12 protein-coding genes are annotated in these 14174 nt (G+C 65.0%); 4 read left to right on the top strand and 8 right to left on the bottom strand.

Translation table 11 applies throughout. From position 1 onward, the window contains the following. The first annotated feature begins 18 nt into the window (after positions 1-18). The 3 genes from AB3G31_RS01060 to AB3G31_RS01050 all read left to right on the top strand — a co-directional run bounded on the left by AB3G31_RS01060 (position 19) and on the right by AB3G31_RS01050 (position 1985). A complete protein-coding gene (locus AB3G31_RS01060) occupies positions 19-372 on the top strand; it encodes an aminoacyl-tRNA synthetase (protein WP_367848400.1) in 354 nt (117 codons plus the stop codon). A 74-nt stretch (positions 373-446) separates the two neighbouring features. Then, a complete protein-coding gene (locus tag AB3G31_RS01055) occupies positions 447-875 on the top strand; it encodes a hypothetical protein (RefSeq protein ID WP_367848399.1) in 429 nt (142 codons plus the stop codon). Between the two features lie 351 nt (positions 876-1226). Beyond that, the gene (locus tag AB3G31_RS01050) at positions 1227-1985 is read left to right on the top strand and encodes a sulfite exporter TauE/SafE family protein (RefSeq protein WP_367848398.1); all 759 of its coding nucleotides are present in this window, start codon (positions 1227-1229) and stop codon (positions 1983-1985) included. A 55-nt stretch (positions 1986-2040) separates the two neighbouring features. On the opposite strand, the gene AB3G31_RS01045 is transcribed toward AB3G31_RS01050, so the two are convergent. The 6 genes from AB3G31_RS01045 to gudD all read right to left on the bottom strand — a co-directional run bounded on the left by AB3G31_RS01045 (position 2041) and on the right by gudD (position 10341). Further along, entirely contained in the window at positions 2041-4455 is a 2415-nt protein-coding gene (locus AB3G31_RS01045; RefSeq protein WP_367848397.1) for a TIM-barrel domain-containing protein, read from the bottom strand. A gap of 14 nt (positions 4456-4469) precedes the next feature. Continuing rightward, positions 4470-5471, bottom strand: coding sequence for an ABC transporter ATP-binding protein (locus AB3G31_RS01040; protein ID WP_367848396.1), 1002 nt, complete (start codon positions 5469-5471; stop codon positions 4470-4472). Between the two features lie 10 nt (positions 5472-5481). Next, positions 5482-6525 (bottom strand): carbohydrate ABC transporter permease, encoded by a 1044-nt coding sequence (locus tag AB3G31_RS01035; protein WP_367848395.1) that lies wholly within the window; start codon positions 6523-6525, stop codon positions 5482-5484. Between the two features lie 12 nt (positions 6526-6537). Continuing rightward, positions 6538-7527, bottom strand: a complete 990-nt coding sequence (locus AB3G31_RS01030; protein WP_367848394.1) for a carbohydrate ABC transporter permease — start codon at positions 7525-7527, stop codon at positions 6538-6540. A 157-nt stretch (positions 7528-7684) separates the two neighbouring features. Beyond that, on the bottom strand, positions 7685-8956 hold the full coding sequence (locus tag AB3G31_RS01025) for an ABC transporter substrate-binding protein (protein ID WP_367848393.1): 1272 nt from the start codon (positions 8954-8956) through the stop codon (positions 7685-7687). Positions 8957-8997: 41 nt separating this feature from the next. Beyond that, positions 8998-10341, bottom strand: a complete 1344-nt coding sequence (gudD, locus tag AB3G31_RS01020) for a glucarate dehydratase (RefSeq protein ID WP_367848392.1) — start codon at positions 10339-10341, stop codon at positions 8998-9000. A 205-nt stretch (positions 10342-10546) separates the two neighbouring features. Between gudD and AB3G31_RS01015 the strand changes: the two genes are divergently transcribed. Further along, positions 10547-11542, top strand: coding sequence for a LacI family DNA-binding transcriptional regulator (locus tag AB3G31_RS01015; RefSeq protein WP_367848391.1), 996 nt, complete (start codon positions 10547-10549; stop codon positions 11540-11542). Between the two features lie 63 nt (positions 11543-11605). Here the strand turns inward: AB3G31_RS01015 and mrdA are convergent, their stop codons facing one another. Next, entirely contained in the window at positions 11606-13642 is a 2037-nt protein-coding gene (gene mrdA / locus AB3G31_RS01010; RefSeq protein WP_367848390.1) for a penicillin-binding protein 2, read from the bottom strand. After that, positions 13639-14169 carry a rod shape-determining protein MreD gene (mreD, locus tag AB3G31_RS01005; protein ID WP_367848389.1) on the bottom strand — a complete coding sequence of 177 codons (531 nt, stop codon included), beginning with the start codon at positions 14167-14169 and terminating at the stop codon, positions 13639-13641. The genes mrdA and mreD overlap by 4 nt, the downstream gene beginning before the upstream one ends. Positions 14170-14174 lie beyond the last annotated feature (5 nt).

The following is a 14174-nucleotide window of genomic DNA, read 5'->3' as shown; positions in this document are numbered from 1 at the left end:
CACGTTCAGGAGCCCCCCATGCGCATGTCCGACGAAGAGTACTTCCGCAGTTGCGTTGCCAAAGAGCGGCAACTGGCCCATCTGCTGGGCCACCACCAGATCGAAGAGTGCTACGAATCTGCGGGCACCCTGTGGGAGGGGCGCACCAAGCTGCCGCAGTGGAGCCGCCAATGGAGCGCCTGCGGCCCGCTGCTGGTGGCCCACCACATCCCGCTGCATTTTGGGTCGGACGCCGCCGGGGCCTGGGTGCAGGCGGGCAGCACCACCCAGCACCTGGCCGACCACCCAAGCCCCGACCGGGCGGTGATGATGGCGGTGGTCAAGGAAGTGGTGCGCCGACTCGAACACCCGAAGGAACTGCGGGTGGCCTAGAAGGCCGCAATTGCCGGGCGTTTATGCCGCTTTGCGGTGATTCAAAACCATAGCAGTCTATAAACTTTGGCGCTATGAACACACCCGACCTGCGCCAAGAATCCCCCTGGAACGCCGAGCTGATGCTGCCCCGGGTGACCGACAACCCCAAGCTGCTGGAGCTGCAAATCCTGCTCGGCGGCCTGCAACTGGTGCTGAGCCGGGTGCACCCCGCATTTGCCGCCAGCCGCTTCATCGCCACCCGGCAACTGGCCCAGCGGCTCATCCGCGGTATCGAAACCCTGAACCCGCGCAAGGCCCACATGGGCAGCGCCGACCTGCAGCAAGCCCTGCTGGAGACCGAAAAAGCCCTCGACCCCGGCAGCCTGATGGTGCTGCGCAAGCTGCTGACCCAGGCCCTGAAGGACGAAGACGACGAAGCCGGCATGGGCCCCTCCGACTTCACCTACAGCGATTTCATGGCCGAAGAACAGTTGCTGGCACGTCGCCAGGTGGCCCACTAAAGGGCCGGGTACACGGCACCCCAAAAAAGTGCGCACCAGAAAGGGTAAGTCCTAATACCTTTGCCCACACAAGGGTATACAGTCTCGTCAACTTGCAGAGAGGCCCAAGGCCTCTCCCAGCGAGGGTCCGGGGAGACACCCAGCAGAATGATCAACAAATTTATTTAGACATCCGCTACGAGATGTTTTTGAAAAGCGCCGCTTCACCCCGGCGCTTTTTCTTTTTGTGGCCCGGCTTCTGCCGCACGCGCCTGGCCGCAGTGCTTGCAAGCTTTTTACGCGGGTAGCGCTTATGGACAGGGCATGAGGAGCTCCTGAATCCATAGCACTTCTGGATGCGACAATCTTCGCATGGAACTCCTTTTTGTCTCGCTGGCCTCGCTGCTGGCCGGTTTTATCGATGCGATTGTGGGCGGCGGCGGCCTGATCCTGGTGCCTGCGCTGTTTGCCACCTTCCCCACGGCCCACCCGGCCACGCTGTTCGGGGTCAACAAGGGGGCCTCCATCTGGGGCACGGGCTTTGCCACTTGGCAGTACAGCCGCCGGGTGCAGTTGCGCTGGCAGAGCCTGCTGCCCGCGGCGGTAGCGGGTTTTGCCGGGGCGATGTTCGGGGCCTGGCTGGTGACGGTGGTGCCCAGCGACTTCTTGCGCAAGCTGCTGCCGGTGATTCTGCTGGCCGTGCTGGTCTACACCCTGGCCAAGAAGCAACTGGGCGCGGTGCACGCGCCGCGCTTTTCCGGCCTGCAGGAGGCACTGATCGCCAGCGCGATTGGCCTGACCATCGGTTTTTACGACGGCTTTTTTGGTCCCGGCACGGGTAGCTTCTTTGTGTTTTTGCTGGTGCGCTGGCTGGGCTACGACTTTTTGCACGCCTCGGCCTCGGCCAAGCTGCTCAACACCGCCACCAACCTGGCGGCGCTGATCCTGTTTGTCTCCACCGGCCACATCTGGTGGCACTTTGTGCTGCCCATGGCCATTGCCAATGTGCTGGGCAGCGTGCTGGGCTCGCGCATGGCGCTGAAGCACGGCACGGGTTTTGTGCGCACCGTGTTCATCGTGGTGGTGAGCGCGCTGATCTTGAAGACCGGCTACACCGCGTTTTTCCAGTAGCGGATTTGCTATTTAATATGTAGCTCGTCACGCCCTTGGCATAAGCGCTAGAGGCCTAAAACACCACTAAAACTTCGCGCCACGCATCTACCACCGTGCTGCGGGCCACCGTGGCCCCGGCCACCGCCAGCGGGCGCGCTTCGGCGGCGGGCAGGCGCAGCAGCAGGTTTGCTTGCGTGGGTGGCTGCTGGCCTTCGCGGGCCACCGTGATGTGCAGGCTGTCGGAGCTGCTGCTCACCTGCAGCCGCCACTGGCCGTAAGCCCCGTCGCGGCAGGCCTGCGAATGGCCGTCGTCTTCAAAGCAGGTGGCCTCAAACTGGCCCGCGCCGGGGTGCGGAAACACCTGGAAGCCGCGCACGTCCTGCACGTTGTCGAAGTGGATCTCGCCCACGTTCAGCGGGATGGCGCACCCGGCCTGGGCCAGCAGCGGCGGCGGGCAGTCCAGCGCGGCGGGCAGGCTGATCCACTGCCCGGCGTCGAAGTACGCCGCGCTGTGCCAGCAGACCCAGGCCCCGGTGCCAGGCAGCCAGACGCGGCGCGCGGTCTGGCCGGGCTCCACCACGGCGGCGACCAGCAGGTGCGCGCCCAGCAGCATGTCGTCGTTTTCCTCCAGGCGCTGCGCGTCTTCGGGGAAGTCGTAGTAGGTGGGGCGGATGATGGGTGCGAAGCTGCGGTGGTAGCGCCACACCAGGTCGTAAAAATACGGCATGAGCCGGTAGCGCAAGTGCACCAGCGCGCGGATCTGCGGCGTGACGGCGGGGTGCATCCAGGGCTCGTTGACGGTCTGGTCGTCGTTCCACGAATGGATGCTGAAGCGCGGCAGAAAAATGCCGTGCTGCACCCAGCGCACCAGCAGCTCGGGGCCGGGTGCGGGGCCGCTGAAGCCGCCAATGTCGTGCCCGGTGTTGGACACACCGGACATGGCCAGGCCCAGGCCCATGCGGATGTTGTACTTGAGCGTGTCCCAGGCGGTGTAGTTGTCGCCCGACCAGGTTTGCACATAGCGCTGCATGCCCGCCGCACCCGAGCGCGACACCAGAAACGGCCGCTCCTGCGGGGCGTATTCGGTTTGCGCGGCGTGCGAGGCCTGCACCATCAGCATGGTTTGCAGGGGCCGGGCTTCCATGGCGGCACGCGGTGTGCCAAAGCCGTGCACCTGGGCCTGGCTGCTCCAGATCTCGAACTCGTTGTTGTCGTTCCAGGTGGTGGGGATGCCCAGCTGCAGCAGCTGGGTGGTGACCTGCTGCTTCCACCAGGCAATGGTGGCGGGGTTGGTGAAGTCCAGGTAGCCGCCGGTGCCGTCCCAGAACTGCACGGCGGTGGGCTGGCCGTCGGGGTCGTGGATCAGCAGGCCGGCCTGGGTGGCCTCTTCGAAGCGCGGGTGGTCGCGCAGCAGGGCGGGCTTGATGTTGGGCACCAGGCGCACGCCCCGGTCGAGGTAGCTTTGCACGAAGGCGGCCGGGTCGGGGAATTTGTCGCGGTTCCAGTGGAAGACGTAGCGGCCCGCGCCGATGGAGGTGTAGCCCGAGGACAGGTGGAACGAGTCGCAGGGGATGTCGTGCTCGGCGCAGCGGGCCAGGAATTCGCCCATGCGCTCCTGGGCGTTGGGCGCGTCGGTGTAGCGCATGGTGGAGCCGGAATAGCCCAGTGCGTAACGCGGCGGAAAGATGGGCCTGCCGGTCAGCCAGGTGTAGCGGCGGGTGATGGCGGCCGGGTCGGCTCCGGCGATGTAATACAGGTCGAGGTCGCCATGGTCGGCCACAAAATAGCGGTAGTGGCCGTGGTAGTTGTCCATCTCGCGGCCCATGTCGAAGCTGCAGTCGGACAGGGTGTCGTAGAACAAACCAAAGCTGAGGCCTGCGTCTTTTTCGCCCCCTTTGCGGGTGATGTAGAACGGGATGTGCTTGTACAGCGGGTCGGTGCTGCGGGCGTTGTAGCCCATGGGGTCGAGGTTGCACATGCGGTAGCGCTGGCCCGCGCGGTTGGCATCGCCCGCGCGCTCGCCCAGGCCAAAGTACTGCTCGCCCCGGGTGCGCTCCAGGTAGTGGTAGACCTTCTCGTCCCACCAGCCGAAGTTGTAGCTTTGGGTGGCGCGGTCGGCGGCGGTGGCCGTCCAGGCGCCCTGGTGCTGGCCCTCCCAGCGGCAGAAGAAGCCTTGCAGCGCAACCGTCAGGCGCACCTGGGCGGTGGTGATGCACAGCCGGGTGCCGTCTTCGAACAGGTCAAACGCGGGCAACGCAAAGCCGCTGGTGTCCATGCGGTCGCGGCCCTCGGGCGGCAGGTCTTCCAGGCCGGGCGCTACTGTCCAGGTGCGGGGCATTTGCAACTGGCCCTGCGGCAGCACCAGCACGCGGACGATGTCTTCTTCGAGTACCCAGATGTGGGCGGTGGCCCCACCCGGACTGGCCAAGGTGAGGTGGTTGCCCTGCTGCGATTGCAGGGCGAATACGGGGGGGTGGTCGAGGCGCATGGTGAAGATCGGATTTAGATACGGAGGCCGTGGGCGTCGAAGCAATGCAGGTGCTCGGGCGGAGCCGTCACGCGCACGGTGTCACCGCGCTGGATGCGGGTCTGGCCGGGCAGGATGAGCTCGAACGGCGTGCCCTCGACCACGCTGCCGTGCAGGATGCTGGTGCTGCCCAGCTGCTCGACCTGCGCCACCTGGAGGTGCAGGGGGCCGTGTTCGTCCAGCTGCGCATGCTCGGGGCGAATGCCCACGGTGGTGGCCCCCGGCTTGGCGCTGGGGAACTGGGCTGCCGGTACGAAGTTCATGCGCGGGCTGCCGATGAAACCCGCCACAAACTGGTTGCAAGGCTGGTTGTACAGGTCCAGCGGCGTGCCCACCTGCTCGATGCGGCCGGCGCGCAGCACCACGATCTTGTCGGCCATGGTCATGGCCTCGACCTGGTCGTGGGTGACGTAAATCATGGTGGCACCCAGGCGGGCGTGCAGGTCGCGGATCTCGGCGCGCATCGAAACACGCAGCTCGGCATCCAGGTTGCTCAGGGGCTCGTCGAACAAAAACAGCTTGGGTTCACGCACGATGGAGCGGCCAATGGCCACCCGCTGGCGCTGCCCGCCCGAGAGCTGGGTGGGCTTGCGCTGCAGCAGCGGGCCCAGCTGCAGCATGGTGGCGGCGGCGGTGACCTTGGTGGCAATCACGTCCTTGGCCACCCCCAGGTTTTCCAGCCCGAAGGCCATGTTGTCGTACACGCTCATGTGCGGATACAGCGCATACGACTGGAACACCATGGAGCAGCCGCGGTGCGCGGCGGTGAGCTCGTTGACGCGCTGGCCGTCGATGCGAATCTCGCCGCTGGTGGCGGGCTCCAGCCCGGAGATGATGCGTAAGAGCGTGGATTTGCCGCAGCCGGAGGGGCCGACAAAGACCACGAATTCACCGTTGGCAACGTGCAGGTCCACGCCGTGGATGATGGTGGTTTTGTCGAAGGTCTTGACGACCTGGGCGAGTTCTAAAGTAGCCATTGCGAATTCCTTATTTCACACCGGCACTGGCAATGCCGGTGGTGATGTACTTTTGCAAAAACGTGAACACCAGGGTGATGGGGATCAGCGTGATGACGGTCATGGCCAGCAGGTAGTGCCATTGGGTGTTGAGCTCGCCCTGGAAGGCGTTCAGGGCCAGTTGCAGGGTGAAGTTCTCGGACTTGGACAGCACGATCAGCGGCCAGAGAAAGTCGTTCCAGCGCCACATGAACGAGAAGATGGCCAGCACCGCCATGGCCGGGGCCGCCAGCGGCAGGATGATCTTCCAGTAGATGCGCCATTCGCTGGCGTTGTCCATGCGGGCGGCCTCCAGCAGCTCGTCGGGAATGGTCAGCATGTACTGGCGCAGCAAAAACACCCCGGTGGGCGTGGCCACGGCGGGCAGGATCACGCCCCACAGGTTGTTGAGCAGGTTCAGCTCCGAGATCACCAGAAACGCGGGCACCAGAATGATGGTGGGCGGAATCATCAGCGTGGCGATGATCAGCACGAACACGGTTTTCTGCCCGGTGAACTGGTACTTGGACAGGGCAAACGCCGCCATCGAGTTGAACAGCAGCGTGAGGATGGTGGCCACCACGGTGATGAACACGCTGTTCCACAGGTAGCTGCCAAAGGCGAACTTGCCGAACAGCTCGGTGTAGTTGCCGCTGGCAAACTTCAGCTCGTTGAGCGGCTTGCGGTCGTTGATGTTGACGCGGATCTCAGTCTCTGGCGCAGCCGGGTCCACCATGGTGGCCATGATGCCGATGCGGCGCACCTGGGCCAGCGTGCGGGTCTGGCCGCTCTCATCCTTGGCCAGGAACAACGGCAGCGGTTTGTCAAACCCGGCCACCACCACCTCTTTCTGGCTGTAGGGCAAAAAGCTGGGCGGAAACTGGCTGAGCGCGCTCTCGGTCTTGAACGACGACATCACCAGCCACAGCACCGGGCCGAACATCACGAACAGGCCCACCACCAGGTAGGCATACGACACCCAGTCGGTCCAGTGGAGACGGTTGCGGCCTCGGGTGCGGGTTACAAAATTGGCCATGGTGTGCCGTCCTTACTTCTTGGTTTTGCCAGCGTCGCTGGCCTTGGACAGGCGCAGCTGCGCCAGGGTCAGGGCCATCAGGCCCACAGCCAGGATCAGCGAAGCCGCTGCTGCCAGGCCGTACAGGTGGATTTGCTCGGCAAAACCGGTCTGGTAGATGTACTGCACGATGAAGGTGGTGGCCGAGCCCGGCCCGCCGCCGGTGAGCACAAAGACCTCGTCAAAGCTCTGCACCGCGCGGATCATCACCAGCACCAGCACCACGATCAGGTTGGGCATCAAAAGCGGCAGGGTGATGCGCCGCAGCACGCGAAACGGCGGTGCGGCATCCATCTCGGCGGCCTCGTACACGTCTTTGGGAATGGCCTGCAAACCGGCCAGCAAAATCAGCGTGTAAAAACCCATGTGCGCCCAGATGGACACCACCACCACCCAGAAGAAGGCCCAGTGCCGGTCCAGCAGCCAGTCCATCGGCGTGCTGCCCAGGGCCACCAGCCCGGCATTGAACACGCCCTGGCTTTGCAACAACCACTTCCAGATCAGCGCCACCACCACCGGCGACAGCAGCACCGGATAGAAGAACACGCCGCGCCAGAAGCCCCGGCCGATGATCTTGCGGTTCAGCACCAGGGCCGTGACCAGCGAGAAAAACAGCATCAGCACCACCTGGATGGCGCTGAATTGGATGGTGTTGAAGATCGAGCGCCAGAAGATGTCGGTGCGGCAGCTCTGCAGGTCGCTGTAGTCGCGGCATTCCAGCAGGATGGCGAAGTTCTCCACCCCCGTGAAGGGCCGCTGCGTGGGCAGCAGGTTGACCCCGCCGGTCACCGCGTAGACCAGGTTGATGACGATGGGCAGGAAGGTGAAGATGCTGATGACCAGCAGGTTCGGCCCCACAAACAGCCAGCCGATCCTGGAGGCCCCCAGCCACTTCTGCCCGAGCCGGAACACCGGCTCGAACAGGTTGAAGAACAAGCCCAGAAGGCGCAGAAACACAGACATAGATTTCCTCTCCAGCGGCCCGCGCGGGCGCAGGCATGGCCCCCGCCGCCGCAACGGCAGGGGGCTTGCTTCTCGCTACACTACAAAATTAATAGCTTCTCACGCTCTATCCATAAGCGCTGGAGGCCTAAAAAGCATCTAACGCAGAACCAGGCGTCTACTTTTCGGCCTGCTTCACCGCCTCGGCCATGTCGGTGCTGATCTTGTTGACCGCCTCGTCCACGCTGATCTCGCCGACGATGGCCTGGGTGACGCGGGTCACGGTGGGCAGCATCAGGGCGCGGTTGTATTTGTAGCCCTGCAGCGCATAGGCGGCGGGGGCCACGGTGGGCGTGCCGTTGGTGAACACCGTCAGCGCGGCCTTGGCCGCAGGGCCGGCGCTGGTGTAGGCCAGGCCGCGCTGGGCCACCCCGGCGTGGGCCGGGATGGTGTTGGTGCGCGAGGCGAATTCGGCCACGTTGGCCTCTTGCGCCATGAAGTCCAGGAACTGGGCCACTTCCTTGGGCGACTTGGTGGTCTTCAAAGCCACCCAGGCCGAGCCGCCGGGCATGCCGGAGCAGGCGGCGGGGCCGCAGGGGTTGGGCACGGCCACCCAGTCAAACGCGTTGCCGATTTCTTTTTGCATGCGGTTGATCTGCCAGGAGCCCGACAGCACCATCACCACCCGCCCGTTCTTGAACTCGCCCACGGTATCGGCATAGCTGGAGCCGCCGGAGCCGCCCCACACGTCTTTCAGCATGGTGCCGTCCTTGTGCCAGCCGACCAGCTTGGCCACGGTGGTCTTGTAGCCCTCGTCCAGCGCCAGGTTACCCTTGGCATCAAAAATCTTGGCACCGAAGCTCACGGCCGGTCCGGCAAAGCGGTGGCCCGAGCGGTCCCAGGCCATGGCGGCGGGGGTCTGGGTGGCCTTGGCCACCTTGCGGGTTGCGTCGGCCCACTCGTCCCAGGTGGCCTTGGGGCCAGGCATGGGGATCTTGGCCTGTTCAAACAGGGTTTTGTTGACAAACGGGCCGGTCATGGTGAGCTGCGACAGCATGCCGTAGATGCCCTTGTCGCCCGCCTTGTTGCGCATCCAGGGCAGGGTGCTGCCGAAGTTGGCTTCCCAGTATTTGCGGTCTTTCAGGTAGGGGCCGATGTCGATGTAGTTCTTCGACAAGCCACCGATTTCGGCCACGCGGGCGATGTCCGGGCCTTGGCCCGCGGCCAGCTGGATGGGCAGCTGCTCGACCACGGTTTTGTAGGGCACGATGTCCAGGTTCACCTTGGCACCGGGGTTTTGCTTCTCGTAGCGCTTGATCAGGTCGGCGGTCACGTCGCATTCGATGCCGTCCTGGTAGCACATGACGCGGATGTCGGCCACGGCCACGGTGGCCAGGCCCAGCAGGCCCAGGGCTGCAACGGTCTTCAAAAGGGGGGAAGGGAATTTCATGGCGCTTGCCTCTTTGTTGGTAGTAGTGATGAACGCAGAAATCAACGCACCATGCACGGGCGCTTGTTGTCGAACTTCCAGCCGGGGATGAGGAACTGCATGGCCGTGGCATCGTCACGCGCGCCCAGGCCGTGCTGCAGGTACAGCTGGTGGGCCTTCTCGACCTCGGCCATGTCCAGCTCCACGCCCAGGCCCGGTTTCTGCGGTACCTTGACATAACCGCCTTCGATGCGCAAAGGCTCCTTGGTCAGGCGCTGGCCGTCCTGCCAGATCCAGTGCGTGTCGATGGCCGTGACCCTGCCGGGTGCGGCCGCACCCACGTGGGTGAACATGGCCAAGGACACATCAAAATGGTTGTTGGAATGCGAGCCCCAGGTCAGCCCGAAGGCCTGGCACATCTGGGCCACCCGCACCGAACCGGCCATGGTCCAGAAGTGCGGGTCGGCCAGGGGAATATCGACCGACTGCAGCGCCAGGCTGTGGGCCATTTCGCGCCAGTCGGTGGCGACCATGTTGGTGGCCGTGGGCAGACCCGTGGCGCGGCGGAACTCGGCCATCACCTCGCGGCCAGAGAACACGCCTTCGGCACCGCAGGGGTCTTCGGCATAGGCCACCACGCCGCGCATGCGCTGGCCCAGGCGGATGGCATCGTTGAGCAGCCAGCCGCCATTGGGGTCCAGCGTCACGCGCGCCTCGGGGAAGCGCTCGTGCAGCGCCACCACGGCATCCACTTCCTCGTCGCCGCGCAGCACGCCGCCTTTGAGCTTGAAGTCCTGGAAGCCATAGCGCTGCTGGGCCGCTTCGGCCAGGCGCACGATGGCTTCGGGGGTCATGGCTTTTTGGTGGCGCAGGCGGAACCAGTCGTTGTCGGCACCGGGCTCGGTGCGGTAGGCCAGGTGGGTTTGGGCACTGTCGCCCACGTAGAACAGGTAGCCCAGCATCTGCACGGCATCGCGCTGCTGGCCTTCACCCAGGAGCGCGGCGACCGGCAGGTCCAGGTGCTGGCCCAGCAGGTCCAACAGGGCCGACTCGGCAGCGGTCACGGCGTGGATGGCCACCCGCAGGTCGAAGGTCTGCTGCCCGCGCCCACCGCTGTCGCGCTCGGCGAACTGGCGGCGCATGGCGTTCAGCACGGCCTGGTAGTTGCCAATCGACTGGCCGACGATCAGCGCCCGGGCATCCTCCAGCGTCTGGCGGATCTTCTCGCCACCGGGCACCTCGCCCACGCCAGTGTGGCCCGCGTTGTCGGTCAGGATGAGCAGGTTGCGGGTGAAGAACGGACCGTGCGCGCCACTCAGGTTCATCAGCATGTCGTCATGCCCGGCCACCGGAATGACCTGCAGCGCGGTGATCCGGGGGGTGGCGGAGGGGGACTGGAGGGTCATGGTGTGCTTCGGATTATTTCGTTACGGAGTGTTTTGTTATCGATAACAACTTAAAACGAATCGTATCGCTAATGTTTAGACGAAAAACTAGGAATTACCCTAGTCTTTAGGCGGTGCGTCCGCAATTAACCGCGCACAAACGAATCCACATCGCCGATGTTATGGGTATCATCCCGGCAGCTTTTCAGTCTGTATGCCCACCACCATGTCCCACCATTTCACTGTCCATGACATCGCCAGGATGGCGGGTGTCTCCGCCATGACCGTCTCCCGGGCGCTGAACCACCCGGCGCAGGTGTCGCCCGCCACGCTGGAAAAAGTGATGGTGGTGGTGCGCAGCACCGGCTTTGTGCCCAACGGCATGGCCGGCGGGCTGCGCTCGTCCAGGGCCCGGCTGGTGGCGGCAGTGCTGCCCACGCTGACCGGGCCGGTGTTCCAGGAAACCATCCAGGCACTGAACCAGGCGCTGGATGCCCAGGGCTACCAGCTGATGGTGGGCCAAAGCGGCTACGACAGCGCCCGCGAAGACGCGCTGCTGGACGCCATCATCCGCCGCCGCCCCGACGGCATTGTGCTCACCGGCATCATGCATTCGCAGGCCGGGCGCAAGCAATTGCTGGCCTCGGGCATCCCGGTGGTGGAAACCTGGGACCTGACGCCCACGCCCATCGACATGCTGGTGGGCTTTTCCAACGAAGACATCGGTGCGGCGGTGTGCGCCTACCTGCACCAGCGCGGCTACCGCCGCCCGGCGTTGATCTGCGGCAGCGACGAGCGTGCCCGCCGTCGCAACGGCGGCTTCCAGCGCATGGCGCGCAGCCTGGGTGCCGCGCAGGACGTGCCGGTGGTTCTCAGCCCGCCCCCCACCACGCTGGGCGCGGGCCGCAGCGGGCTGGCCGAGTTGCTGGCGCGCCCCGAAGGTGTTGACGCCGTGTTTTGCAGCTCGGACATGCTGGCGCTGGGCGTGCTGATCGAGGCCCAGGCGCGCGGGTTGGCGGTACCGGGGCAGGTGGCCATCGTCGGCCTGGGCGACCTGGGCCTGGCCGCCCACCTGCACCCGGCGCTGACCACGGTGCGCATCGACGGCACCCGCATCGGCCAGACCGCCGCGCAGTACATCGTGGACCGCGCCGATGGCCGCCCGATTGCCGAGCCGATTGTGGATATCGGCTTTTCGATCATCGCGCGCGCGTCAGCCTGAACGCGGCACGCAAAAGCGCTCTGTTTTTAGTAGCTTCTCACGCTTATGGAATAAGCGCGGGGATCACTTTTTAGTCGCAATCTTTACCGGAGCCACGGCGCTGGCGGCCAAGGCTGGAGCGGATGCCGCAGAGGCCGCCGCAGCGGCCGGGGCCACATAGCCCGGCAGCTCGGCCACTTCGGCAATGGCGCGCGGCGTGCCGATGGGTACCGGGGCCTGGCCCATGCGCACGGCAGCCAGGTCTTGCACGCTGGGGTACTTTTGCAGCAGCCAGTAGTCGAACACCCGGCGCGCAATCGGTGCTGCGGCCACGCCGCCAAAACCGGCGTTTTCCACCACCATGGCCAGGGCGATTTGCGGATTCTCTGCCGGGGCGAAGGCCATGTAGAGCGCGTGGTCGCGGAAGCGCTCTGCCGTATTGGCGGCGTTGTATTTCTCGTTTTTGCCGATCGACACCACCTGGGCGGTGCCGGTCTTGCCCGCCGCCACGTAGCCCGCGCCGCGGAATGCGGTGGCCCCGGTGCCTTCGATGTTCACGCCCACCAGGGCGCGTTTGATGACCTCGATGTTGGCGGGTTTGGCGCTGATTTCGGCCTTGATCTCGCGCAGCGTTTGCTGGGCATTGCGGGTCACCACGTCCACCACTTCCTTGACCAGGTGCGGCTTCATCTTGATGCCGTCGTTGGCCAGAACGCCGGTGGCCGTGGCCAGTTGCAGCATGGTGAAGTTGTTGTACCCCTGGCCGATGCCCAGCGAAATGGTTTCCCCGGCGTACCACCGTTGCTGCTCGGGCCGCTTGTAGGCGCGGCGCTTCCAGGCGGTGGACGGCAGAATGCCGCGCACTTCGCCCTGGATGTCGATACCGGTGAGGCCGCCAAAACCGAACTTGCCCACTTCGTCGTGGATCAGGTCCACGCCCATGTCGTTGGCCAGCATGTAGTAGTAGGTGTCACACGATTGGACGATGGACCGGTACATGTCCACCGTGCCGTGGCCGCCTTCCTTGTCGTCGCGGAAACGGTGGCCGGCAAACATGAAGTAGCCGGGGTCCATGATGGATTGCTGCGGTGTGCGCTTGCCGGTTTCCAGCGCGGCCAGGGCCATGAAGGGCTTGTAGGTGGAACCCGGCGGGTAGGTGCCGCGCAGCGCGCGGTTGAGCAGCGGCTTGTCGGGCGAGCCGTTCAGCGCGGCCCAGCTCTCCGAATCGATGCCTTCGACAAACAGGTTCGGGTCGAAGGTGGGCTTACTCACAAAGGCCAGCACCTCGCCGGTTTTCGGGTCCAGCGCCACCAGCGCACCGCGGCGGTCGCCGTACAGGTCTTCGACCAGCTTTTGCAGCTTGATGTCGAGCGACATGACCACCGTGTTGCCGGGCGTGGCCGGGTTGCTGGCCAGGCGGCGCACGGCACGGCCCCCGGCCGAGGTTTCGATCTCTTCCACCCCGGTCAGGCCGTGCAGTTGCGTCTCGTAGCTTTGCTCGATGCCCAGCTTGCCGATGTATTCGGTGCCTTTGTAGTTGTCTTCGTCGTCCGAATCGTCGATGCGGGTTTTTTCGGCCTGGTTGATGCGGCCGATGTAGCCGATCACGTGGCTGGCCAGCTCGCCAAACGGGTAGCTGCGGAACAGCCGGGCCTTGATGTCCACGCCGGGGAACCGGTAGCGCTGGGCGGCAAAACGGGCCACTTCCACGTCGGTCAGCCGGGTGCGGATGGGCAGCGACTCGAAGTTGCGCGACTCTTCGGCCAGCTTCTTGAACCGTTTGCGGTCGCGCAGCTGGATGTCCACCACCTGGGCCAGGTCGTCGATGGTTTGTTCCAGGTCGCCGACTTTGCTGGGGGTGATCTCCAGCGTGTAGGCCGAGTAGTTGCTGGCCAGCACCACACCGTTGCGGTCCAGGATCAGGCCCCGGTTGGGCACCACCGGCACGATGGCGGTGCGGTTGTTTTCGGCCTGCTCCAACAGGTCGTCATGCCGCGTGATCTGCAGGTACGACAGCCGCGCCACCACCCCGCCAAACGCCAGCACCACCACCACCCCGGCGGCCACCAGCCGCAGACGAAAGCGGTAGATCTCGGCGCCTACGTCCTTGAGTTCGGTCATAAAGGCCGGGTTTTATCCGGGTCCGGGGCCATGCGTTGCGGTGCCAGCAGCAGGATGCTGACCAGCGGCCACAGCAGGGCTTCGATCACCGGTGCCAGCAAGATCGACCAGCCGGGAAACACGCCCCCGCCCAGCATGCGCAGCACAAAGGCCACCAGGTGCGCCACCACGAACAGCGGCAGCACCTGCATGGCCTGCGAGGGCACGGTAAACCACAGCAGGCGGCGGTGCATGGCGATGGCCAGAAAGCTCATCACGCTGTAGGCCAGCGCATGCAGGCCCAGCAGGCTGACCTGGTGCACGTCCATGAACAGGCCAAACACGAAGGCGGTGCCAATGGCCACGCGCTGCGGCTGGTGCACGCTCCAGAACACCAGCAGCACCGCCAGCAGGTCGGGCACCCAGGGCGCGCGGCCCCACAGGCCGATGTTTTCGGCCATGTTGAACAGCAGGGCCAGCACCAGGCTGACACCGATGAATACCGGGTTGGCAGGCAACAGCAACTGCTGCCCAGGACGCATGATCATGGGAG

Origin of the sequence: Rhodoferax sp. WC2427 (genome assembly GCF_040822085.1) — a bacterium.
Taxonomy (GTDB): Bacteria; Pseudomonadota; Gammaproteobacteria; order Burkholderiales; family Burkholderiaceae_C; genus Rhodoferax_B.
The sequence above is the reverse complement of the archived record's forward strand: the minus strand, read 5'-3'. Positions and strand labels throughout refer to the sequence as shown.